Annotated in this window: 15 protein-coding genes and 1 other RNA gene; 11 read left to right on the forward strand and 5 right to left on the reverse strand. The window is 61.2% G+C overall.

Going from position 1 to position 24,876, the window contains the following annotated elements:
• The first annotated feature begins 167 nt into the window (after nt 1–167).
• Nucleotides 168–866 (forward strand): aquaporin Z, encoded by a 699-nt coding sequence (gene aqpZ / locus L6D80_RS01695; RefSeq protein WP_054899985.1) that lies wholly within the window; start codon nt 168–170, stop codon nt 864–866.
• Here aqpZ and guaD read toward each other — a convergent pair.
• The 4 genes from guaD to xdhA are packed head-to-tail and all read right to left on the reverse strand — an operon-like array spanning nt 863 to nt 6,917.
• Nucleotides 863–2,167, reverse strand: coding sequence for a guanine deaminase (gene guaD, locus L6D80_RS01700; protein ID WP_054899984.1), 1,305 nt, complete (start codon nt 2,165–2,167; stop codon nt 863–865). The genes aqpZ and guaD overlap by 4 nt on opposite strands.
• Before the next feature lie 10 nt (nt 2,168–2,177).
• A complete protein-coding gene (gene xdhC, locus L6D80_RS01705) occupies nt 2,178–3,023 on the reverse strand; it encodes a xanthine dehydrogenase accessory protein XdhC (RefSeq protein WP_054899983.1) in 846 nt (281 codons plus the stop codon).
• A 47-nt stretch (nt 3,024–3,070) separates the two neighbouring features.
• A complete protein-coding gene (xdhB, locus tag L6D80_RS01710; RefSeq protein ID WP_176514367.1) occupies nt 3,071–5,470 on the reverse strand; it encodes a xanthine dehydrogenase molybdopterin binding subunit in 2,400 nt (799 codons plus the stop codon).
• Nucleotides 5,463–6,917, reverse strand: coding sequence for a xanthine dehydrogenase small subunit (gene xdhA / locus L6D80_RS01715; protein WP_176514365.1), 1,455 nt, complete (start codon nt 6,915–6,917; stop codon nt 5,463–5,465). Before xdhA ends, xdhB begins: the two co-directional genes overlap by 8 nt.
• Before the next feature lie 267 nt (nt 6,918–7,184).
• Between xdhA and L6D80_RS01720 the strand changes: the two genes are divergently transcribed.
• From L6D80_RS01720 to ffs, 5 genes are all read left to right on the forward strand, one after another.
• Nucleotides 7,185–7,844: a GntR family transcriptional regulator gene (locus L6D80_RS01720; RefSeq protein ID WP_176514363.1), complete on the forward strand. Its 660-nt coding sequence runs from the start codon at nt 7,185–7,187 to the stop codon at nt 7,842–7,844.
• A gap of 3 nt (nt 7,845–7,847) precedes the next feature.
• Entirely contained in the window at nt 7,848–11,336 is a 3,489-nt protein-coding gene (smc, locus tag L6D80_RS01725) for a chromosome segregation protein SMC (protein ID WP_176514361.1), read from the forward strand.
• Between the two features lie 204 nt (nt 11,337–11,540).
• Complete coding sequence (gene zipA / locus L6D80_RS01730; protein ID WP_176514359.1) at nt 11,541–12,425, forward strand: cell division protein ZipA; 885 nt, start codon at nt 11,541–11,543, stop codon at nt 12,423–12,425.
• Between the two features lie 182 nt (nt 12,426–12,607).
• Nucleotides 12,608–14,938 (forward strand): NAD-dependent DNA ligase LigA, encoded by a 2,331-nt coding sequence (gene ligA / locus L6D80_RS01735; protein WP_176512488.1) that lies wholly within the window; start codon nt 12,608–12,610, stop codon nt 14,936–14,938.
• A gap of 146 nt (nt 14,939–15,084) precedes the next feature.
• Nucleotides 15,085–15,181: signal recognition particle sRNA small type (gene ffs, locus L6D80_RS01740), an RNA gene on the forward strand.
• A gap of 95 nt (nt 15,182–15,276) precedes the next feature.
• On the opposite strand, the gene L6D80_RS01745 is transcribed toward ffs, so the two are convergent.
• On the reverse strand, nt 15,277–16,260 hold the full coding sequence (locus L6D80_RS01745; protein WP_176512489.1) for a GlxA family transcriptional regulator: 984 nt from the start codon (nt 16,258–16,260) through the stop codon (nt 15,277–15,279).
• A 299-nt stretch (nt 16,261–16,559) separates the two neighbouring features.
• Between L6D80_RS01745 and L6D80_RS01750 the strand changes: the two genes are divergently transcribed.
• From L6D80_RS01750 to L6D80_RS01770, 5 genes are all read left to right on the forward strand, one after another.
• Nucleotides 16,560–17,807: an MFS transporter gene (locus tag L6D80_RS01750; protein WP_176512490.1), complete on the forward strand. Its 1,248-nt coding sequence runs from the start codon at nt 16,560–16,562 to the stop codon at nt 17,805–17,807.
• Nucleotides 17,808–17,910: 103 nt separating this feature from the next.
• Entirely contained in the window at nt 17,911–19,086 is a 1,176-nt protein-coding gene (locus L6D80_RS01755; protein ID WP_054899974.1) for an efflux RND transporter periplasmic adaptor subunit, read from the forward strand.
• Nucleotides 19,087–19,228: 142 nt separating this feature from the next.
• Complete coding sequence (locus L6D80_RS01760) at nt 19,229–22,414, forward strand: efflux RND transporter permease subunit (RefSeq protein WP_176512491.1); 3,186 nt, start codon at nt 19,229–19,231, stop codon at nt 22,412–22,414.
• A 13-nt stretch (nt 22,415–22,427) separates the two neighbouring features.
• Nucleotides 22,428–23,906 (forward strand): efflux transporter outer membrane subunit, encoded by a 1,479-nt coding sequence (locus L6D80_RS01765; RefSeq protein ID WP_176512492.1) that lies wholly within the window; start codon nt 22,428–22,430, stop codon nt 23,904–23,906.
• A 201-nt stretch (nt 23,907–24,107) separates the two neighbouring features.
• Nucleotides 24,108–24,839: an SDR family NAD(P)-dependent oxidoreductase gene (locus L6D80_RS01770; protein ID WP_176512493.1), complete on the forward strand. Its 732-nt coding sequence runs from the start codon at nt 24,108–24,110 to the stop codon at nt 24,837–24,839.
• Nucleotides 24,840–24,876 lie beyond the last annotated feature (37 nt).

The following is a 24,876-nucleotide window of genomic DNA, read 5'->3' on the forward strand; positions in this document are numbered from 1 at the left end:
CCTGCGGAGCAACCGGCTAGCACACCCCCTAAGCGCAAGCACGCCCACAGGGGCTACGCCGGTACTGGCCATTGCGCAAAGGTCTGCTAAATTCTTGTGGGCAAACCTTCATCAAGTAGTTGGGCTTGCGCATCCATTGCGTTCCACTACTTGTTGAGGATAGGTCCATGACCATGTCTCTGGGTAAACGTATGGGTGCCGAGCTGATCGGCACCTTCTGGTTAGTGCTTGGCGGCTGTGGCAGTGCGGTACTGGCAGCCAGTTCCCCTCTCGGCATCGGTGTGCTCGGTGTCGCCTTCGCCTTCGGCCTCACCGTACTGACCATGGCCTTCGCCATCGGCCATATCTCTGGTTGCCATCTGAACCCCGCCGTGTCGTTCGGGCTGGTGGTAGGCGGGCGTTTTCCGGCCAAAGAGCTGCTGCCTTATGTGATCGCGCAAGTGATTGGCGCCATTCTGGCTGCGGGTGTGATCTATCTCATCGCCAGCGGCAAGGCCGGTTTCGAGCTGTCTTCGGGCCTGGCTTCAAACGGCTACGCCGACCACTCGCCCGGTGGCTATACGCTGGGTGCGGGCTTCATCAGTGAAGTGGTGATGACGGCGATGTTCCTGGTGGTGATCATGGGGGCCACCGACGTCCGGGCACCGGCAGGGTTTGCGCCCATCGCCATCGGCCTGGCCTTGACCCTGATCCACCTGATCTCGATCCCGGTGACCAATACCTCGGTCAACCCCGCGCGAAGCACGGGGCCGGCGCTGGTCGTCGGTGGCTGGGCCTTGCAGCAGCTGTGGCTGTTCTGGCTGGCGCCGCTGATTGGCGCGGCAATCGGCGGCGCGTTGTACCGGGGCCTGGCGAAGGAGCCTTAGCGCTGGTGCACACAGCGCCCGGCAGCGTAGGTTTCACGCACGGTGCGGTCATCGCCCAGGGTGGTGAGCACGAACAAGGTCTCCTCGATGCTGCTGGACTGCTGAATGCGGTAGTCCAGCAGCGGCGTGGCCTTGTAGTCGAGTACCACGAAGTCGGCATCGTTACCCGGGCGCAGGCTGCCGATGCGGTCGTCCAGGCGCAGGGCGCGAGCGCCGCCGAGGGTGGCCAGGTACAGCGACTTGTAAGGGTGCAGGCGTGCGCCTTGCAACTGCATTACCTTGTACGCCTCGTTGAGGGTGTTGAGCAGCGAGAAACTGGTGCCGGCGCCGACGTCGGTGCCCAGGCCGACATTGACCTTGAAGCGCTCGGCCTGGGGCAGGTTGAACAGGCCGCTGCCCAGGAACAGGTTGGACGTCGGGCAGAAGGCCACTGCCGAGCCTGTCTCGGACAGGCGCTGGCATTCGTCGTCGCACAGGTGCACCCCGTGGGCGAACACCGACCGCTCGCCGAGCAGCTCGAAGTGATCGTAGACGTCCAGGTAGCCCTTCTGCTCGGGGAACAGGTCCTTGACCCAGTCGATTTCCTTGAGGTTTTCGGACAGGTGGGTGTGCAGGTACACCCCCGGGTGTTCCTTGAGCAGTTGCCCGGCAAGTTTCAGTTGCGTTGGTGTACTGGTCGGTGCGAAGCGCGGGGTAACCGCGTAGTGCAGGCGGCCCTTACCGTGCCAGCGCTCGATCAGCGCCTTGCTGTCGGTGTAGCTGGAGTCGGCGGTGTCGGTCAGGTAGTCCGGTGCATTGCGGTCCATCATCACTTTGCCGGCAATCATGCGCAGGTCGAGGCGCTCGGCCTCTTCGAACAAGGCATTGACCGACTGTGGGTGCACGCTGCCGAACACCAGCGCGGTGGTGGTGCCGTTGCGCAGCAGTTCCTTGAGGAAGATCTTCGCCACCTTGTCGGCGTGATCCTGGTCGGCGAACTGCTTTTCGCACGGGAAGGTGTAGGTGTTCAGCCAGTCCAGCAGTTGCTCGCCGTAGGAGCCGATCATGCCGGTCTGTGGGAAGTGGATATGGGTGTCGATGAAGCCCGGTGTGATCAGCGCATCCTGGTGGTGCACCACCTCGATGTGGGCGTCCAGGGTCGGCAGCAGCTCGCTGGCGTGACCGATGGCAGTGATGCGGCCATCGTCGACCACCAGCAGGCCGTCCTCGAAGTATTCATGGGAGGCTTGCAGGCCTACCTCGGCCGGGTCGGCGATGCTGTGCAGGATGGCGGCACGGTAGGCTTTGCGGGTAACGGTCATAACTCACTCGTCAAATGGCTTGGCTGCGCCGGGAGGGCGGCAGCAACTGGGCGATGGGGCCGGCGTTGGCGGCAGCGTCATGCTGGCCAAAGCAGGCGTTGTAGGTGGCAATGATTTCCCCGGCGATGGACACGGCGATCTCGATCGGCAACTTGCCCTTGACCTGCGCCAGGCCCATCGGACAACGCATGCGCGCCACCACGGCGTCGTCGAAGCCGCGCTCGCGCAAGCGGTGCTCGAACTTGACCCGTTTTGTTTTCGAACCGATCAGGCCGAACCAGGTGAAATCGTTGCGCTTGAGAATGGCGGCGGTCAGCTCCAGGTCGAGCTGGTGGTTGTGGGTCATGACGATGCAATAGCTACCGGCAGGCAGTTCGGCCACTTCGTCGACCGGCTCCTCGCTGACCACCTTGGTCACCCCGCTGGGGATGCGCTCGGGGAATTCCTGTTCGCGCGAATCGATCCAGCGCACCCGGCAGGGCAACGCGGCGAGCAAGGGTACCAGAGCACGGCCGACATGGCCCGCCCCGAACACGGCGATCTGCGCCTGCACGGCGGCCATCGGTTCGAACAGCAGCACGGTGACACCGCCGCAGCACTGGCCAAGGCTGGCACCGAGGCTGAAGCGCTCCAGGTGCGGGGTTGCCCGATGTTCCTCGAGCATCTGCCGGGCGATGTGCAGCGCCTTGAACTCCAGGTGGCCGCCGCCGATGGTGTCGAACAGGCCGGTATGGCTGACGACCATTTTCGAGCCAGCGTTGCGCGGGGTCGAGCCGCGCTCCTCGATAATGGTCACCAGTATGCAGGCTTCGCCCCGGGACTGGTGGTCGGCGAGGGCGTTGATCCATTGGTGCATGGTGCAGATCCTCATGTTCAGGGGGCCTGGAGGGCGCCCACCCAACCTCAGTGCGTCACAGGTTCCAGTTCGTGTTCGGCGCGTTGTTGCTGAGCAGCCGTCTGTCGCATCTGCTCGCAACCCCACAGCACCCGCTCCGGCGTCGCCGGCGCATCGATGTTGGGCTGCACCTTGTAGTCGGCCAGGCTGGCCACGGCATCCTTGATGGCGCACCAGGCGGCGATACCGAGCATGAACGGTGGCTCGCCCACGGCTTTGGAATGGAACACGGTGTCCTCAGGGTTCTTGCGGTTCTCCACCAGTTTCACCCGCAGGTCCAGCGGCATGTCGGCCACCGCCGGGATCTTGTAGCTGGCCGGGCCGTTGGTCATCAGTTTGCCTTTGGCGTTCCACACCAGCTCTTCGGTGGTCAGCCAACCCATGCCCTGAATGAAGCCGCCCTCGACCTGGCCGATGTCGATGGCCGGGTTCAGCGAGTCGCCCACGTCATGCAGAATGTCGGCGCGCAGCATCTTGTACTCGCCGGTGAGGGTGTCGACGATCACCTCGACGCACGCTGCGCCGAAGGCAAAGTAGTAGAAGGGGCGGCCGCGGGCCTGGCTGCGGTCGTAGTAGATCTTCGGTGTACGGTAGAAGCCGGTGCTCGACAGCGACACCTGGCCAAAGTAGGCCTGCTGCACCAGTTGCTCGAAACTGATGATCTGGTCACGCACCCGCACATGGCCGTTGCGGAACTCGACGTCTTCCTCGGTTACCTGGTAGTGCCGCGCAGCAAACTCGGTGAGGCGCTTCTTGAGGATTTCGGCAGCGTTCTGGGCCGCTTTGCCGTTCAGGTCGGCGCCACTGGAGGCCGCAGTTGGCGAAGTGTTGGGCACCTTGTCAGTGTTGGTGGCGGTGATCTGGATGCGGCTGATATCCACCTGGAACACCTGCGCCACCACCTGGGCCACTTTGATGTTCAAGCCCTGGCCCATTTCTGTGCCGCCGTGGTTCAGGTGGATGCTGCCGTCGGTGTAGATGTGGATCAGTGCACCCGCCTGGTTGAGGAAGGTGGCCGTGAAGGAAATGCCGAACTTCACCGGGGTCAGCGCCAGGCCTTTCTTGAGGATCGGGCTGTTGGCGTTGAAGCGGCGGATCGATTCGCGTCGCTCGGCGTAGTCGCTGCTGGCCTCCAGGTCGGCGGTCATTTCGTCGAGCATGTTGTGTTCGACGGTCTGGTAGTAATGGGTGACGTTGCGCTCGGTCTTGCCGTAGTAGTTGGCCTTGCGCACTGCCAGCGGGTCACGGCCCAGGTGGCGGGCGATGTGGTCCATCACCTGCTCGATGGCGACCATGCCCTGGGGGCCGCCGAAGCCGCGGTAGGCGGTGTTGGAGGCAGTGTTGGTCTTGCAGCGGTGACCGTTCACGGTGGCATCGCCCAGGTAGTAGGCGTTGTCGGAGTGAAACATGGCGCGGTCGACGATCGAGCCGGAGAGGTCGGGCGAGTACCCGCAGTTGCCGGCCAGGTCGAAGTTGATGCCGTGCAGGCGGCCGTTGTCGTCAAAGCCGACATCGTATTCGACGTAGAACGGGTGGCGCTTGCCGGTCATCATCATGTCTTCGACCCGGGGCAGGCGCATCTTGGTCGGCTGGCCGGTCAGGCGCGCGATCACCGCGCACAGGCAGGCAGGGCTGGCCGCTTGGGTTTCCTTGCCACCAAAACCGCCACCCATGCGGCGCATGTCGAGCACCACCTTGTTCATGGGGACATCGAGCACTTCGGCGACCAGCTTTTGCACTTCGGTGGGGTTTTGCGTGGAGCAGTAGACGATCATGCCGCCGTCTTCGGTCGGCATGACTGACGAGATCTGCGTCTCCAGGTAGAAATGTTCCTGGCCGCCGATATGCAGGGTGCCCTGCAGGCGGTGCGCAGCACCGGCCAGCGCCGTGGCAGAGTCGCCGCGCTGGTGGGTGTGGCTGTCGAGCACGAAGTGTTTCTTGCGAAACGCCTCGACCACGTCCAGTACCGGCTCCAGGTCTTCGTACTCGACGATCGCAGCCATGGCCGCGCGCCGCGCCGTCTCGAGGTCGCGCGCGGCCACCGCGAGTACCGGCTGGCCGAAGAACTCGACCTTGTCGATGGCCAGTAACGGGTCACCGGCCACCACCGGGCCGATGTCCTTCAGGCCTGGGATGTCTTCATGGGTGATGGCGATGCGCACGCCTTCGAAGGCATAGCACGGCGTGGTGTCGATGCGCAGGATGCGCGCATGGGCACGGTCAGCGGTGCGGGCGTAGACGTGCAACTGGTTGGGAAACTCCGGGCGATCGTCGATGTACACCGCTTCGCCGGACACATGTTTGTCGGCGCTGTCATGCTTGACGCTGCGCCCGACCCCTGTGCTGAGGTCCTGGCTGAACAGTTCGGCCATCTCGGCCTGGCTCTTGACGGCGTGTTGGTTAGACATAGTCGGTCACCCGGGTTTCGATGTGCGGCGTTTGCAGTTCGATGAAGTACTTGCGCAGCAGGTTCTGCGCGGTCAGCAGGCGGTACTCCTTGCTGGCGCGGAAGTCGCTGAGCGGGGTGAAGTCCTCGGCCAGGGCCTGGCAGGCGCGCTCGATGCTGGCCTGATTCCACGGTTTGCCGCGCAGCGCGGCTTCACAGGCGCGGGCACGCTTGGGGGTCGCGGCCATGCCGCCGAAGGCGATACGCACGCCACTGGCAACGCCGTTTTCGATGCTCAGGTTGAACGCTGCGCAGACGGCCGAGATGTCGTCATCCAGGCGCTTGGACACTTTGTAGGCGCGGAAGGCCCAGTCGCTGCTGGCGCGCGGCACGATGATCTTCTCGATGAACTCGCTGTCCTGGCGGGCGGTGATGCGGTAATCGATGAAGTAATCCTCCAGCGCCATCGTGCGCTGGCGGTCGCCCTGGCGCAGGACGATCTGCGCATCCAGGGCGATCAGCAAGGGCGGCGAGTCGCCGATCGGCGAGGCGTTGCCGATGTTGCCGCCGAGGGTGCCTTGGTTGCGAATCTGCAGCGAGGCGAAGCGGTGCAGCAGGTCGCCGAAGTCGGGGTATTCCTCGTTGAGTGCGCCATAGCAGTCGGTCAGCGGGGTGGCGGCGCCGATTTCCAGGTGGCTTGCCGTCTTGTCGATGCGCTTGAGTTCGGCCACGTGGCCGACGTAGATCATCACCGGCAAGGTCTTGTGGAACTGGGTGACTTCCAGCGCCAGGTCGGTGCCGCCGGCCAGCAGGCGTGCTTCAGGGTGGGAGCTGTAAAGGTCGGCCAGATCGGCCACGGTCAGTGGCACCAGGCAGCGTTTGTCGCCACTGTTGAGTTCGCCGGTCTGGGTGGGCGCGATAGCTTTGAGGCGGCTGATGGTCTGGGCCTGCTGGGCGTCGAACTGGTCACGGCAGGGTTGGCGGCAACTCTGCGCGGCGGCGTCGAGGATCGGCCGGTAGCCGGTGCAGCGGCACAGGTTGCCGGCCAGGGCTTCCTGGGCCTGGTGCAGGTCATGGCCTTGGCTGTTCTTCTGCAAGGCGAACAGCGACATGACGAAGCCGGGTGTACAGAAACCGCATTGGGAGCCGTGGCAATCGGCCATGGCCTGCTGCACGCTGTGCAGTGTGCCCTGGTGTTTGAGGCCCTCGACGCTGATCAGTTGTTTGCTGTGCAAGGACGAGACGAAGGTCAGGCACGCGTTCAGGCTGCGGTAGCGCAGGCTGTCCGCGCCTTGCTCGTCCGGGGTCAACTCGCCGACCACCACGGTGCAGGCGCCGCAGTCGCCACTGGCGCAGCCCTCTTTGGTGCCGGGTTTGCCCAGGTGCTCGCGCAGGTACTGCAGCACCGTCATGTTCGGGTCCAGGGCGTGCTCACTTCGCAGCTCCTGGTTGACGAGAAACTGGATCACGGGGATGGCCTCGCAATGGTTTTATTGTTGTTGGGCGGACAATAAGCAGGCCTGACACGCGGGTCAATATTTTTCTGACTCAAAGGTCAGGAAATTTTCCATGACTATGCCCGCCCCAACGCACTGTCCCTCTCTCAAGCATAGATCGCGCCGCCTGGCAGGCTGGCTGGCGGGTCAAATAAAGCGCGGCGCCCCTCTGCGCGAGGGCTGGGCAAGTGCGCTACAATCGCCCACTTGTGCCCAGTTCAATGATTTTGAAGGAAAACCATGACGTTCAAGGCGCCGGACAGCCTCTCCGAGCAGATCGCCGACTACCTGGCCGAACGTATCATTCGCGGCGAACTCGCGCCGGGTGAGCGCATCCAGGAACAGAAGGTCACCCAGGCGTTGAATGTCAGCCGTGGTTCGGTGCGTGAAGCGTTGCTCATCCTCGAACGTCGCCACCTGGTCGCAATCTTGCCGCGAAGAGGCGCCCATGTGACCACGTTGGACGAGCGCAGTGTGCGCAGCCTGTGTGCGTTGATGGGTGAGTTCTACATCTTGCTGGGCAATGCAGTTGCGCAAAAGTGGCGCACCGAAACCGACCTGCGCCCATTCCTGAGCATCCAGCAGCGCCTGCAACAGGCCCGCGACCAGCAGGACATCAAGGCCTTCGTCGCCGAAAGTTTCGCTGTCATGCGCGCCGCTTATCCGTTCGCCGACAACCCGTATCTGCAGGAGACCGTGGAGAACCTGCAGCCGGCCATGAGCCGTGCCTACTACCTGGCGCTCGATCAGCGCCAAGCCAGCATGCTTGACTACCTCGACCTGTTCGCCCGCTTGCTCGACGCCGTGGTCGCCCGTGACCTGTCGGGCATCCGCGAGGTACTCACCGCCTATTGCCAGCGCAGTTGCGAACTGGTGCTGGCGGCGCTGGCCAGAGGCTGACCGATGCGCCTCAAGTGCATTCGCCTGGCCGGGTTCAAGTCCTTCGTCGACCCGACCACGGTGAACTTCCCCAGCAATATGGCGGCCGTGGTCGGCCCCAATGGCTGCGGCAAGTCCAACATCATCGACGCGGTGCGCTGGGTGATGGGCGAAAGTTCGGCGAAGAACCTGCGCGGTGAGTCGATGACCGACGTCATCTTCAACGGCTCCACCAGCCGCAAGCCCGTGAGCCAGGCCAGCATCGAGCTGATCTTCGACAACAGTGAAACCACGCTGTTGGGCGAGTACGCCGCCTATGCCGAGATTTCCATCCGCCGCAAGGTCACCCGCGACGGGCAGAACACCTATTACCTCAATGGCACCAAGTGCCGCCGTCGTGATATCACTGATATCTTCCTCGGCACCGGGCTGGGCCCGCGCAGCTATTCGATCATCGAGCAGGGCATGATCTCCAAGCTGATCGAGGCCAAGCCCGAGGAGCTGCGCAACTTCATCGAAGAAGCCGCCGGTATCTCCAAGTACAAAGAGCGCCGCCGCGAGACCGAGAGCCGCATTCGCCGTACCCAGGAGAACCTGGCGCGCCTGACCGACCTGCGCGAAGAGCTGGAGCGCCAGCTCGAACGCCTGCACCGGCAGGCCCAGGCCGCCGAGAAATACCGTGAATACAAGGCCCAGGAGCGCCAGCTCAAGGCGCGCCTGTCGGCCCTGCGCTGGCGCGACCTGGATGAACGCGTCCGTCAGCGCGAAGCGGTGATCGGCGACCAAGGTGTGGCCCACGAGGCCCTGGTCGCCGAGCAGCGCAACGCCGATGCCAGCATCGAGCACCTGCGCGACGGGCACCATGAATTGTCCGAACGCTTCAACCAGGTGCAGGGCCGCTTCTATTCGGTGGCCGGGGACATTGCCCGGGTCGAGCAGAGCATTCAGCACGGCCAGCAGCGCCTGCGCCAACTACAGGACGACCTCAAGGAAGCCGAGCGTACGCGCCAGGAGACCGAGTCGCACCTGGGCCATGATCGCACCCTGCTAGCCACGCTGGGCGAAGAGCTGGCCATGCTCGAACCGGAACAGGAAATGACCTTGGCCGCCGCCGAGGAGGCCGCCGCAGCGCTTGAAGAGGCGGAACTGGGTATGCACGGCTGGCAGGAACAATGGGACAGTTTCAACACCCGCTCCGCCGAACCGCGGCGCCAGGCCGAGGTGCAGCAGGCGCGCCTGCTGCAACTGGAGGGCAGCCTGGAACGCCAGGCAGAACGTCAGCGCAAGCTGGCCGAGGAGCGCGAGCAGTTGGGCGCCGACCCGCAGGATGCCGCCATGCTCGAACTCGCGGAGCAACTGGCCGGCAGCGAAATGTTGCTGGAAGAGCTGCAGTGCTCGGAAGGGCAGGTGGTCGAGCAGTTGGACACCGTGCGCGAAGCGCTGCAGCAGGCCACCCAGGCCCAGCAGCAACAGCAGGGCGAGCTGCAGCGCCTGGGCGGCCGTCTGGCCTCCCTGGAGGCACTGCAGCAGGCAGCCCTGGAGCCCGGCGCAGGCGCCGCTGACTGGCTGCGCGGCCAAGGCCTCGAGCAGCGGCCGCGCCTGGCGCAAGCGCTGCGTGTGGCGCCGGGCTGGGAGCTTGCGGTGGAAACCGTGCTTGGCGCCGATTTGCAGGCCGTGCTGGTGGATGAGTTAGCCGGCCTGGATTTCAGCAACCTGGAGCAAGGCGAACTGCGCTTGCTGCTGCCGGCCGACACAGCAGCACACCCGCCCGGCAGCCTGCTCGACAAGGTCGAAGGGCGCACCGACCTGGCGCCTTGGCTGGGCCAGATCCGGCCAGTCGAAGACCTTGCCCAGGCCTTGGCGCAACGTGCTGCGCTGGGTGAGGGGCAGAGCCTGGTAAGCCGCGATGGCTATTGGGTCGGTCGGCACTTCTTGCGCGTGAGCCGGGGTGGCGAGGCCCAAGGGGGCGTGCTTGCCCGTGGCCAGGAAATCGAGCGCCTCGGCCAGGAGCAACTGGAGCTGGAAGCCGCGCTGGAACAGCTTGAAGCACAGCTGCAAGTGCTGCGTGAGCAGCAACTGGGCCTGGAAGAGCAGCGTGAAGTGCTGCGCCGACGGGCGCAGGAGGAAAGCCGCCAGCATGGCGAGTTGAACGCCAGCCTTAGCGCTGCCCGCGCCCGCGCCGAGCAGGTCGCGTTGCGTCGCAGTCGGCTGCAGGAAGAACTGGGCGAACTCCAGGAGCAGCGCGCGCTGGAGCATGAGCAGCTGGGCGAGGCGCGCCTGCTGCTGCAAGAGGCGCTGGACCTGATGGCCCAGGACACTGAGCAGCGCGAGCAGTTGATGGCCCGCCGCGATACCTTGCGCGAAGGCCTTGATCGTATCCGCCAGCAAGCCCGCCAACACAAGGACCACGCCCACCAGTTGGCCGTACGCCTGGGCTCGCTGCGCGCCCAGCACGACTCCACCCGCCAGGCCCTGGAGCGCCTGGAGCAGCAGGCTGCACGCCTGAGCGAGCGCCAGGAGCAGCTGAGCCTGAACCTGGAGGAGGGCGAAGCACCGCTGGAAGAGCTGCGCCTGAAGCTCGAAGAACTGCTGGAACGGCGCATGAGCGTCGACGAGGAAATGCGCCAGGCGCGCCTGCACATGGATGAAGCCGACCGCGCCCTGCGCGACGCCGAAAAGCGCCGTACCCAGGCTGAGCAACAGGCCCAGTTGCTGCGCGGCCAGCTGGAGCAGATGCGCCTGGAATGCCAGGGCCTGGATGTGCGCCGCAAGACGTTGCAGGAACAATTGCTGGCCGACGGCTACGATTTGCAGGGTGTGCTTGCCACCGTTGAGGCTGACGCCAGCGAGCAGGGTACCGAGCAGGCGCTCGAGCAGGTGGAGGCCCGCATCCAGCGGCTGGGGGCGATCAACCTGGCGGCGATCGAGGAATACGAGCAGCAGTCCGAGCGCAAGCGCTACCTGGACGCTCAGGATGCCGATTTGGTCGAGGCGCTGGAGACCCTGGAAAACGTCATCCGCAAGATCGACAAGGAAACCCGCAACCGCTTCAAGGATACCTTTGATCAGATAAATGCCGGATTACAGGCACTTTTCCCAAAAGTTTTCGGTGGTGGCAGCGCTTATCTGGAACTGACGGGCGAAGATTTACTCGATACAGGGGTGACGATCATGGCACGCCCGCCGGGCAAGAAGAACAGCACCATCCATTTGCTGTCCGGCGGCGAGAAGGCACTGACCGCCCTGGCGCTGGTGTTTGCCATCTTCAAGTTGAACCCCGCACCGTTCTGCATGCTCGACGAGGTCGATGCGCCGCTGGACGATGCCAACGTCGGGCGGTACGCCCGCCTGGTCAAGGAAATGAGTGAGAGTGTGCAGTTCATTTACATCACCCATAACAAGATCGCCATGGAAATGGCGGATCAACTGATGGGGGTGACCATGCACGAACCCGGCTGTTCACGTCTTGTTGCAGTTGATGTGGAGGAGGCACTGGCCATGGTCGACGCCTGATGAGCGAAGATAGGGCGCTTTGCGTAGGGAAATCCCCCTGTCATGTGCGACAGACGGTGTAAAGTTGTCTTTGGTCGTGCTAGCTTAATGTCACTCGTTTTTTGCGTGGGTAAAACGCCTGTCAGAACATAGAGTTGGCGCCACGTGTTAAAGGGCTTTAAAGCCTTTGTTTTCAAGCATATTTTTATAGAGGCACGGGATTACATGGAAATCGGTCTGCGCGAGTGGCTGATCGTCATCGGCATCATTGTCATCGCCGGTATTCTTTTCGACGGCTGGCGCCGCATGCGCGGCGGAAAAGGCAAGTTGAAATTCCGTCTGGATCGCAGTTACTCCAACCTGCCGGACGAAGAAGGCAGCGCTGAAGTGCTCGGCCCGTCGCGGGTGCTGGACACCCAGAAGGAGCCTGAACTGGACGAAAGCGACCTGCCGTCGCTGAGCGCACCTGTGCGCGAACGTGAGCGCGAGCCGAAGCCGGCCAAGGCCAGCAAGCGCGGCAAGCGCGCGGCTGAAGTGCAGCAGCAGGGTGACCTGAACCTGGCGGCAGAGCCGCGTGAGCCGGACCTGTTCGCCGACGCCGACGATGATTTTGCTGCGGACACCAGCCGCAGCAGCGGCTTCGCCGCCACCGGCAATGCCACCAAGGAGCTGCCACCGGTCGAGGAAGTGCTGGTAATCAGCGTGATCTCCCGAGACGAAGGCGGGTTCAAGGGGCCGGCGCTGCTGCAGAACATTCTCGAAAGCGGCCTGCGTTTTGGCGAGATGGACATCTTCCACCGCCACGAGAGCATGGCCGGTCATGGCGAAGTGCTGTTCTCCATGGCCAACGCGGTCAAGCCCGGTATCTTCGACCTGGATGACATCGACCACTTCAGCACCCGTGCGGTGAGCTTCTTCCTTGGCCTGCCGGGCCCGCGCCATCCGAAGCAGGCCTTTGATGTCATGGTTGCTGCGGCGCGCAAGCTGGCCCATGAACTCAATGGCGAGCTCAAGGATGACCAGCGGAGCGTGCTGACCGCCCAGACCATCGAACACTACCGCCAGCGTATCGTCGAGTTCGAGCGTCGTGCGCTGACCCAGAAGCGCTGATAGACAGATCCAAGCCAGAGAGCAGCCTGTGGGGTGTGCTGGTCGGTCCAGGTATTTTCAGATGGCCTGTTCCTGCCCTTTCGCGAGCAAATCCGCGAAAGGGCAGGAACAGGCCATCTGAAAATACCTGAGGCTGCCGCATCCCCCAGGCTGCTCTTTTTGCTTTGCAAGAGAACCTGAGAATGAACGCCGAATCCCGAATCCACGCCCTGCGCGCCGAGCTCGACCAGCACAATTACCGTTACTACGTGCTCGACGAACCCAGCGTGCCCGACGCCGAATACGACCGTCTGTTCAATGAGCTCAAGGCCCTCGAGGCCGAGCATCCGCACCTGGTCACGCCAGATTCGCCAACCCAGCGCGTCGGCGGAACCGCCCTGGCCGCGTTCAGCCAGGTACGCCACGAAGTGCCGATGCTCAGTTTGGGCAACGCCTTCGAGGAAGCCGACCTGCGCGAGTTTGGCCGTCGCGTTGAGGGCAGCCTCGACCAGCCCGGCGCGGTCGATTACAGCTGCGAACCCAAGCTGGACGGCCTGGCGGTAAGCCTGTTGTACCGCGACGGCCAGCTGGTGCAGGGCGCCACCCGCGGCGATGGCACCACCGGCGAGGACATCAGTGCCAACGTGCGCACGGTGCGCAATATCCCGCTCAAGCTACAGGGCACCGGCTGGCCCGCGGTGCTCGAAGTGCGCGGCGAGGTGTTCATGAGCAAGGCCGGCTTCGACCGCCTCAACGCGGCCCAGGCCGAGGCCGGCGGTAAGACTTTCGCCAATCCGCGCAACGCCGCCGCCGGCAGCCTGCGCCAGCTGGATTCGAAAATCACCGCCAGCCGCCCTCTGGAATTCTGCTGCTATGGCGTAGGGCAAGTCTCTGCCAGCATTGGCGACAGCCACATCGGCATCCTGGAACAGCTCAAGGCCTGGGGTCTGCCCATCAGCCGCGAGCTCAAGCACGCCGCCGGTATCGAAGAGTGTCTGGCCTACTACCGCGACATCGGCGAGCGGCGCAACAGCCTGCCGTACGAGATTGACGGTGTGGTGTTCAAGGTCAACAGCCTGGCCGCCCAGCGCGAGCTGGGCTTCCGTGCACGCGAGCCACGCTGGGCCATCGCCCACAAGTTCCCGGCCATGGAAGAACTCACCGAGGTGCTGGATGTCGAGTTCCAGGTCGGCCGTACCGGGGCAGTCACGCCAGTCGCGCGCCTCAGGCCGGTAAAAGTGGCTGGCGTGACCGTTTCCAACGCCACCTTGCACAACATGGACGAAATCGCCCGCTTGGGCCTGCGCATTGGCGACACAGTGATCATTCGCCGTGCCGGTGATGTCATCCCCCAGGTGATGCAGGTGGTGCTCGAGCGCCGCCCCGAAGATGCCCGTCCGGTGCAGGTGCCAAGCGAGTGCCCGGTGTGCGGTTCGCAAGTCGAGCGCACCCAGTTGGTCAAGCGCAGCAAGGGCAAGGAAACCACCAGCGAGGGCGCGGTGTACCGCTGCGTCGGCCGCCTGGCCTGCGGTGCTCAGCTCAAGCAGGCGATCATTCACTATGTGTCGCGGCGTGCCATGGACATCGACGGCCTGGGCGAGAAGAGCGTGGAGCAACTGGTGGACGAGGGCCTGATCGGCTCGCCAGCGGACCTCTACAAACTGGAGTTCGACCAGATCGTCGGCCTTGAAGGCTTTGCCGAAGTCTCCAGCAAGAAGCTGCTGGATGCCATTGAAGCCAGCAAGCGCCCGAGCCTGGCGCGCTTCATCTACGCCTTGGGCATCCCGGACGTGGGCGAGGAGACCGCCAAGGTCCTGGCGCGCTCGCTAGGCAGCCTGGCGCGCGTGCAGCAGGCGCTGCCGCAGGTGCTGACCTACCTGCCGGACATTGGCCTGGAGGTGGCGTACGAAATTCACAACTTCTTCGAAGACGAGCACAACCGCACCGTCATCGAGCAGTTGCTGGCCAGCGGCATGCAGTTGCAGGACGAGGGTGAGCTGGCTGCCGAGTTCGCAGCCAGCACCACCCTGGCCGGGATGATCGCCAAGCTCGACATCGCCTCGGTGGGGCCTACCGGTGCGGAAAAGCTGGTGGCCAAGCTCGACAGCCTGGACAAGATCATCGCGGCAGACGGTATCGACCTGCGCCAGGCCCTGGCGGCCAAGCAGGCCGACGCGGTGCGCGAATTCTTCAAGGACGAGGCCAACCAGAAACTGGCGCGCGCCATCGAGGCCCAGTTACTGGCATTCGGCATGCACTGGAGCAGCGAGAAGAAAACCGCCGAAGGCTTGCCCCTGGCTGGCCAGACCTGGGTGCTCACCGGCACCCTGGAGCGCATGAGCCGTGATAGTGCCAAAGAGAAGCTCGAGCGCCTGGGCGCCAAGGTGGCCGGGTCGGTTTCCGGCAAGACTCATTGCGTGGTCGCGGGGCCTGGCGCCGGTTCCAAGTTGGCCAAGGCCAGCGAGCTGGGGGTGAAGGTACTGGATGAGGATGCGTTCATCGGCTTCCTGAGCGCGCAGGGCATTAGCATTTGAAAAGGGCTTCGGTAGCGGACCTGGCCTGCTGCAGCTGGACAAGTCATTGAGAAATGATGACTTTTTCTAACCCAAAGGTTGTAACTTCGCCCCAGACGGGTACAATGGCGCGGCTCGCTGCTTAGCGAGCCGCGTAGTGGTGGCCCCATCGGTCCCCCCGCATTGATTACCCGTTAACCTGGTCAGGCCCGGAAGGGAGCAGCCATAGCGGGAACATCGAGTGCCGGGGTGTGGCTGGTGGGGCCGCCTCCATTTCTGGGGTTTGAAAATCCCTGCCTCTTCTGCGGCAGACGTTGTTCTGCTTTCTTCCTGAACTCCCGCCGGCATACGGCTGTGAGTCAAGACACCTCAGCCTCACGCCCATGAGCATTAGCGCCCTGATGCACGGCCTGCCGCCGGATGCTTTGAGGGGGGTGCCCGATAACCCTGATAAAGGCTCTGCGCATCCGTTCAGGGTCCTTGAAGCCGACCGCGTGTGCTATCAGCTCGATGGGTTCTGCCCCGCGCTCGACACGCAGCCTTGCGGCCTCGACACGTAAACGTTCCACCGCTTTAGCCGGTGTTTCCCCCGTTTCCAGAAGAAAAGCTCGGCCGAACTGACGCAAGCTAAGGCAGGCAATTGACGCCAAGTGCTCAGTTGATAGTTGTTCGCTCAGATGCTCCCGCATGTAGGAAAGCACCTCTCTCATGCGGTCCGTCGTGGGCTCCATATCGGCCATGGCGGAAAATTGTGATTGCCCTCCGGGCCGCCGGTGGTACACGACCATGGCTCGGGCGACTTCATGGGAAACAGTACTTCCCAGATCCTCCTCGATCATGGCCAGCGCCAGATCGATGCCCGCTGAGATGCCAGCGGAGGTCCAGATCCCACCATCCTTTGTAAATATATGATTGGGCTGCACCCGCACCTTGGGGAAGTTGCGCTGCAGTCGGGCGGTCTGCCTCCAGTGGGTTGTCGCCCGTCGACCGTCCAACAGTCCCGCCGACGCCAATAGAAACGCACCAGTGCAAACACTCGCGATTCGCCGGGTACCTTTCGCGGCGGCATTGGCGAGGTGGTCCGACACCCGCGGGAGCTCATAGGGTTTGGAAAACGCCTTACCGCCGACCACGATCAACGTATCGTACGGGGTCGACCTGATCTTCTGACTCTTTACTTCCAGGCCAGACGAGCTCATCACAGGGCCGCCCGACAAGGAAACCACCGAGCAACGGTAAGGATCGGGCGCTGCAATTTCTTTCGCTACTTCAAAAGCGCTCAGGGGCCCGCCCAGATCCAGAATCTGGAATTCGGGAAAGATCAGGAAAGCGATGTCGCGCATGGGGTTACCTTCTCGAAAAGCGTAGATCCTGCCCGGAATGTCCGTGTCCGTTCAGTGCCCTTTTGCCTGGTTTGTTACTGCCGGTTCCAAATGATGCAAGAAAAACTGAATGGCGGAAAGTACAAAAAACCCTCAAAAAACGTCACAGTCACTCTGGCTCAGGTTGATGGCCTGAAAGGAGGGAACTAAGTCCTTTCTCCCACCAAAAGCGACGTAGAAAATGCTCCGGATTTCAACAGGAGAGTCGTCATGGTTGTAAGGGCGCACAGCTTGAGCCGTCTTGCCTGGGGGCGGACACGATGAACACATCGAATTCATCGAGTGACAATCCAGCGTGTGGAAACGCGTCACGCCATTCGAACGTGGTCGTACTGGCACTCGCCCAAGGACTATTCACGGCGGCCATTGCAATCGATCTCACATTGACCGGTTTAACTGGATATGAACTGGCGCCCGATAAATCCCTGGCGACCTTGCCCTTTGCGCTGATCACCGTAGCGGGGGCGATAGCGACTTATTTCGCCTCTACCCTCATGCAGAAGGTGGGTAGACGGCGGGGGTTTGTGCTCGGGGCGCTTATCGGTTCGATCGGAGGATTGGTCTCCGTATGGGCGGTATTCCTGGGTTCTTTTTGGTTGTTTTGCATCGGGACCGCGGCTGTAGGGGTTTTTCAGGCGTTCGCCCAGTACTACCGGTTGGCGGCTACAGACTCGGAACCCAACGGTCGCAAGGCCCGCGCTATCTCGTTGGTGCTTGCAGGCGGCGTGATTGCCGCGTTGCTCGGGCCTTTGTTAGCGAGTTGGAGCACAGATTTGCTCCCTGCGTTGTTCGCAGGTTCGTACCTGATGGTAGGGCTACTAGGCCTGGCCTCTGCGGCATTGCTTTGGCTCGGGTACCGGGATGCGCCTCCAGAGCCATTGGTGTTGCCAGGCCACGAACAGTCTCCCCGTAAATTACGCACGATATTGACGCAGCCTGTTTCATTGGCGGCACTCGCCAATAACGTTATCGGCGGCGTGGTGATGATGTTCATCATGACCGCTACCCCCCTGGCTGCGGTCGCCAATCAGCACTCGATCAGTGATGGCGCGAGCATTATTCAATGGCATTTAGTGGGTATGTATGCCCCCTCACTTTTTGCTGGGCGCCTGATAGCGCTATTGGGGCTGCCGCCTATTTTGTTTCTTGGCATGGCGCTGTGCGCAGCATGCGCAGTGATCGCGAATTTTTCGACTAGCTTGGTCGCGTTCTACATGGCCCTTCTGTGTTTAGGGGTCGGCTGGAACTTCATGTTTGTGGGCGGCACAACCTTGCTGACTTCCTCATACGCTGCCTGTGAAAAGGCCAAGGTGCAGGGTGTTGCAGAGCTTTTTCAATATACGTTTACAGCATTCGCCACGTTAGCCGCCGGCCCGGTCTTGCAGCTAATGGGTTGGAAAAACATGAATGCAGTCGTCTTGCCGCTCATCGTTGTGTCTGCTGTTTTTACAGTGCGATGGATGCGTGCCGAGCGCAACGCGAAACCGCTCGTAGTGGAGAGTGCCTAGGCGCTCAAAGCACGTCGAGGCTGAATACCTCACGGTCATTGGCTACTGCACCTCGACAGTTAAACAAGGGTTGGGCTGAGGCAGAATTAATTCCGGAGCAATTATGAGTTCGAATTCAAAATCCCATGCCAGGCTGGCAGTTTATTCGGTAGGTTTTATTTTTATCTCAGGCATCATTGCCTATGGCGTTGTCGATCATTCAGCACGGGCGGTAGCACAGGAAGGCCCGTCACCCCTGCAGGAGGTCGATATCGCAGTCGTTAAAAAAGAAACAGTCACCGACTGGCAAGTCTATTCTGGCCGGTTGGCAGCAGTGGAAAAGGTTGAGGTCAGGCCGCTGGTTGCGGGAACCATTACGCTTGTCAACATACATGATGGGCAAATGGTTAAAAAAGGGGACACGCTATTTGTCATCGACCCACGTCCCTACCAGGCACAGGTCGAACGAGCCAAGGGCCAGGTTGCCGCCGCGCGGGCTCGCGCCGCATACACGAAAAGCGACTGGGAAAGGGCGCAGCGCCTCATCGGCGAAAATGCAATCGCCAAACGTGACTACGACGAGAAAAACAATGCGGCCCTGGAGGCTAGCGCCAACCTTAAAACAGCTGAAGCGGCGCTGGATGCCGCTAAAATTGACCTCGGCCATACCCAGATAACCGCTCCAATTGCCGGCCGTGTATCGCGAGCGGAATTGACACTCGGCAATATTGTGAATGCCGGGGCAGGCGCCGCACCGCTGACCACTCTCGTTTCGGTCAACCCCATGTATGCGGAGTTCAATGCTGACGAGCAGACCTATCTCAAATACCTCAGTCGGCAGGGCCACAACGGTAACGTCCCCGTTGATCTGGGACTTGCAGATGAGACTGGGTACTCGCGCCGTGGCGTTATCCAATCCGTGGATAACCAACTCGATACGACATCGGGCACCATTCGCATGCGGGCGCGGTTTGACAACTCGGATGGCAGTATGGTTCCGGGGTTATACGCGCGTGTAAAAGTTGGCGGCAGTGAACCGTACCCAGCCTTGCTCATTGATGACGCCGCTATTGGCACCGATCAGGACAAGCGGTTCGTCCTGGTTGTAGATAAGGATGACCACATCGCTTATCGCCCGGTGGCGCTGGGGAACCTGCAAGGCAACGAGCGGATTATTACGTCCGGGCTCGAAGAAGGCGAGCGGGTAGTGGTGGGTGGTATTCAGCGAGTTCGTCCAGGGGAGCAGGTATCAGGGAAGATAGTTTCCCGTGGTAGCGCACAGGCGAGCAACATTCATTGACCCCCGGTTTCATATTTACCCTGTCTCAACCCACCTGAGCGGGCTCGGTTGGCCAGCGAACGGGTGGTAACGCAGCGCTTTGTTTTCATTGTTGAAGTTCAAGCAGCGCTGAAAGTAGTAGCGCTCACTCAAAGAGTCACTCATGAACATATCCAAGTTCTTCATTGATCGTCCGATCTTTGCGGGCGTACTTTCCGTGGTGATCCTGCTTGCAGGGTTGATCGCAATATTTCGATTGCCGATTGCCGAGTACCCGGAAGTCGTCCCACCTTCGGTCACGGTCAGTGTGCAGTACCCCGGGGCGAACCCAAAGGTCATTGCCGAAACCGTTGCTGCGCCGCTGGAGGAAAAGATCAACGGCGTTGAAAATATGTTGTATATGCAGTCCCAGGCAAACAGTGATGGCAACCTGACTATAACCGTAACGTTTGCGTTAGGAACCGACCCTGACTTGGCGACCCAGTTGGTTCAGAACCGCGTCAACCAAGCATTGCCACGGTTGCCCGAAGAGGTTCAACGACTGGGTGTCACTACCCTCAAAAGCTCTTCTGCACTGGTGCTGTTCCTGCACCTGGTATCGCCGAATGATCGGTACGATACAACGTACTTGAGAAACTACGGTGTACGGAACGTCAAAACACGATTTGAGCGAATATCCGGTGTTGGCCGTGTCGACATGTGGGGGTCGGGGGACTACGCAATGCGCGTATGGCTCGACCCGCAGAAGGTCGCACAGCGAAACCTCACCGCCACTGAGATCGTCACCTCCATCCAGGAGCAGAACATCCAGGTTGCCGCAGGAGCCGTCGGTGCTGCGCCTTCTTCGCCAGGTACTGCGGTCCAGTTGACAATCAATGCCCAGGGGCGCCTGAAGACGGTCGACGAGTTCCGTGACATCGTTCTTAAAACAGGCCCAAACGGTGCAGTGACTCATCTGCGAGATGTCGCCAGGGTGGAGCTTTCTGCGGCTGAATACGGTTTACGTGCGCTGCTGGACAACAAGCCCGCCGTGTCCCTTGCCGTCTACCAATTGCCTGGCGCTAACGCACTTGAGATCTCCGATCAAATCCGCGCAACACTCAAGGAGCTCAGCGCTGACTTCCCTCCTGGCCTGGACTACAGGCTGATCTACGACCCCACGCGCTTCGTGAAGTCGAGCATTCAGGCGGTTATAGAAACACTGCTCGAAGCCATCGCACTGGTGGTTGTGGTCGTCATTGTGTTCCTCCAGTCATGGCGTACAGCGATCATCCCTTTGCTGGCCGTACCGGTATCAATCGTGGGTACCTTCGCGCTTTTGCTGGCCTTCGGTTTCTCGATCAATGCCCTGTCGCTTTTCGGAATGGTGCTCGCTATTGGTATCGTCGTCGACGATGCCATCGTTGTGGTCGAAAACGTGGAAAGGAATATCGCCGGGGGACTGACGCCCAGAGCGGCCACGTACAAAGCCATGCAGGAGGTCAGCGGCCCTATCATTGCAATCGCTCTCACGTTGGTCGCAGTGTTTGTGCCATTGGCATTCATGAGCGGCCTCACGGGGCAGTTCTATCAGCAGTTTGCGATGACCATTGCGATTTCGACGGTGATCTCAGCCTTTAACTCGCTCACCCTGTCTCCAGCCCTCAGTGCACTGCTTTTGCGTAGCCACGGTGCAAAGCAGGATGCGTTGACTCGAGGGATGAACAACGTACTGGGCGGCTTTTTTCGAGTATTCAACAAGGCTTTCAGTCGCGGTTCGGAGCACTACTCGAAGGGTGTAACAGGCGTACTTAAACGCAAAGGCAGCATGCTGCTCGTTTATGTGGGGCTTCTGGGGCTCACAGTGGTCGTGGGCAATAGTGTGCCCGCAGGCTTCCTTCCGATGCAGGACAAGGAATACTTGGTCACCATCGCCCAGCTCCCCAATGGCGCCTCTCTTGACCGCACGGAAGAAGTGATTCGCCAGATGAGCGAAATCGTCATGCAGCAGCCGGGCGCAGCTCATGCAGTCGGGTTCCCTGGAATGTCCGTCAACGGATTCATGAACAGTTCCAGCGCAGGGATCGTCTTCGTCCCCCTCAAACCCCTGAGCGAGCGTACCGGCAAAGATGAGTCGGCCGCGGCCATCGTCGAGTCCCTCAACCAGAAGTTCGCCCTTATCAAAGGTGCCTACGTTGCAGCCTTTCCACCGCCGCCAATACTCGGCCTGGGCACACTGGGCGGCTTCAAGATGCAACTGGAGGACCAGGGTAGCCTGGGGTACGAGGCGCTCAACGACGCCGCTCAGGCATTCGTGGCCAAGGCGGCGGTTACCCCCGAGCTTGGTGGCTCACTGACCAACTATCAAATCAACTTCCCCCAGTTGAACGTTGAATTGGACCGAGTGAAAGCCAAGCAGCTGGGCGTGTCGGTTACCGATGTGTTCAAGACCATGCAGGTATACCTTGGCTCCTTGTACGTGAATGACTTCAATAGTTTTGGCCGGGTGTACCAGGTACGTGTGCAGGCCGACGCACCGTTTCGTCAGCGCGCGGATGACATTCTTCAGCTGAAAACCAGAAACGACCGTGGAGAAATGGTGCCTTTGTCTTCTCTGGTTCGCATCACCCCGACCTATGGGCCGGACATGGTGGTGCGATACAACGGCTATACAGCGGCAGATATCAACGGCGGCCCGGCGCCAGGCTATTCGTCCGGCCAGGCCCAGGTAGCAGCAGAACGCATTGCAGCCGAGGTATTGCCGCAAGGGGTAAAATTCGAGTGGACTGACCTGACTTACCAGAAGGTGTTGGCAGGTAACGCCGGTATGTGGGTATTCCCAATCAGCGTGCTGCTCGTATTCCTCGTGCTGGCCGCACTCTACGAAAGCCTGACACTGCCTTTGGCAGTCATCCTGATCGTCCCCATGAGCATACTGTGCGCACTTACAGGGGTATGGCTCACGCAGGGGGACAACAACATCTTTACCCAGATCGGGTTGATGGTCCTGGTCGCCCTGGCATCGAAGAACGCCATTTTGATAGTCGAGTTCGCCAGAGAGCTGGAGCACGACGGTTTTACGCCGTTGGAGGCCGCCATTGAAGCGAGCCGCCTGCGCCTGCGGCCGATTCTCATGACATCGATCGCCTTCATCATGGGGGTGGTTCCCCTGGTATTTTCCTCTGGCGCCGGCTCAGAAATGCGCCAGGCCATGGGCGTCTCGGTTTTCTTCGGCATGTTGGGCGTAACCCTGTTCGGCCTTGTCCTGACACCTGTCTTCTATGTGGTCCTGCGCACGTTGGCAGGCGGCAAAGTACATGTGGCTCAGAAAGACGCACCTCACCTGACAACGCAAGCATTGGACGCATGATCGGAGCCACGCAATGAGCCAACTACCCCAACTGTGCAGTTCAAGGCTGCTAATTGCCTCAGCGGTGCTAACGCTGCTGACAGCCTGCTCTGTGGAGCCGACATACTCCCGTCCTGATGTGCCGACTCCGCAGGCCTTCAAGGAGGCCTCGGCGACCCGCAAGCAGGCACCGAGCGTCAACCGCAGCGCTTGGAAAAACGCTGAACCGGCGGAGGCCGAACACCGAGGGCAATGGTGGTTGGCGTTTGGCGATCCGGTGCTGAACGACCTTGAGCGGCAAGCCGCAGAGGCTAACCAGAACCTTAGGGCGGCTGCCGCACGGGTCCGGCAATCGAGAGCATTGACCCAGTCAGCCCGAGCGGGGTGGTTCCCGTCCATCGATGCAGGGTTTGGTGCTACGCGTGAACGCAGCTCTCCAGCCTCACAGTCGTTGTCCGACGATGCACGTGGGTCGGCGCAGACGCTTTGGCGGGCGCAGGCGACCGCTTCCTATGAGGTAGACCTGTTCGGCAGGGTGGATTCACACGTGAATGTCGCGCTGGCTGATCAAGCCCAGAACGAGGCGCTTTATCATTCTGTGCTGCTAACCCTGCAGGCTGACGTGGCCAAGCAATATTTCGAACTGCGTGAGTACGACAATCAACTTCGATTGTTTCGGCGCACAGTCACCTTGCGTGAAAACACCCTGAAGTTGGTAGAGGGGCGGTTCAAGGAAGGCGACATAAACGAACTTGACTTGTCCCGGGCGCGCAACGAGTTAGCGAGCGCGAGGGCGAACTCGGTAGGGGTCGCACGGCTTCGGGCAACCTCAGAGCACAGCCTTGCGGTGTTGCTGGGTAAAGCGCCTGCCGACTTCAAATTCCCTGAGTCGCCGATAGAGCCCATCGAGACTCAGGTGCCTGTCGGACTACCATCAGCTCTGCTAGAACGCCGTCCCGATATTGCCGCTGCCGAAAAAGCCATGGCGGCGGCCAATGCCCAGATCGGGCTGGCAAGGTCAGCATTCTTCCCGCGGCTTGATCTGAATGCCGCCGCCGGATTCGAGGCGTCGTCACTGGGGAATCTGTTCGACTGGTCAACGCGGTCTTTTCTATTAGGTCCACTTACCGGAACTGCCCTGACCTTGCCACTCTTTGATGGTGGTCGCAGAAAAGCAGGCCTTGCCTCTGCGCGGGCTCGATACGACGAGCAGGTTGCCAAGTATCGGGAACAGGTACTGGTGGCATTCAGAGAGGTAGAGGACAACCTCGCGGATCTGAGGTTGCTCAGTGATCAGAAGCGTAACCAACGCGATGCGGTTGCAGCGTCAATACGTACAGAACGCCTTTCCAGGACTCAGTATGAAGAGGGGCAGATCAGCTATCTGGACGTTATCGATGCTCAGCGTCAGGTCTTGCAAACCGAGCTGCAACTGAGCCGCCTGACCGGCACGCAGGCCATTGCCACAGTGAACCTGGTCAGAGCGTTGGGAGGTGGGTGGGACCGGCCCTGATATTGCCTCCGGCGGGCCGTTGGCGGCCATGCACGGGCATTGCCATCCTGTGACGGGTAACGAGGGAAATATGTCGTTTCCGCCACAGGTCGTCCGACTTAGAGTTAACAGCCATGGCGCCTCCGACACGTGAGGTTCGTCGCCTTCTTGACCTAGATCGCTGAGTCGTCCACGCGAAACTTTTACCAGGTAAATGCAGGTATGAGCGAAAAGACACTGCTGTTGACCGGTGCCAGTCGTGGCATTGGCCATGCCACCGTCAAACACTTCCACGCCGCTGGGTGGAGGATCTTCACCGCGTCTCGCCAGGATTGGGCTGCTGAATGCCCGTGGGCCGAGGGTTTGCTCAACCACTTTCATCTTGATCTGGAGGATATCGACAGCGTCAACGACAGCCTGGCAGTCATCAAAGCTAAACTGGGTGGGCGCCTGGATGCATTGGTAAACAATGCCGGGATTTCACCCAAGGGGCCTGAGGGGGCGCGCCTTGGTGTACTGCAGTCCGACTATGCAACCTGGATCAAGGTCTTCAATGTCAACCTGTTTTCCACGGCCCTGCTTGCCCGCGGGCTGTTTGAGGAGTTGAGCGCTGCAAAAGGCAGCATCATCAACGTGACCTCTATTGCCGGGTCCCGGGTGCACCCGTTTGCAGGTGTTGCCTATTCCACATCCAAAGCTGCACTGTGCGCCCTGACTCGCGAAATGGCCTTTGATTTTGGCCGGCAGGGCATAAGGGTCAACGCGATCGCCCCTGGGGAAATCGAAACCTCGATACTGTCCGAAGGCACTGCGGATATCGTCGAGCGTCTGGTGCCGATGAGCCGGCTGGGCAAACCTGAAGAAGTTGCTTCGCTCGTCTACTTCCTTTGCACAAGCGGTGCTTCTTATGTAAATGGCGCGGAAATTCATGTTAACGGTGGTCAGCATGTCTGACTCCGCACCCTGTCGACACCTCTTTGATTGTCCTACA

It is taken from the genome of Pseudomonas ceruminis, assembly GCF_021602025.1.
Lineage (GTDB): Bacteria > Pseudomonadota > Gammaproteobacteria > Pseudomonadales > Pseudomonadaceae > Aquipseudomonas > Aquipseudomonas ceruminis.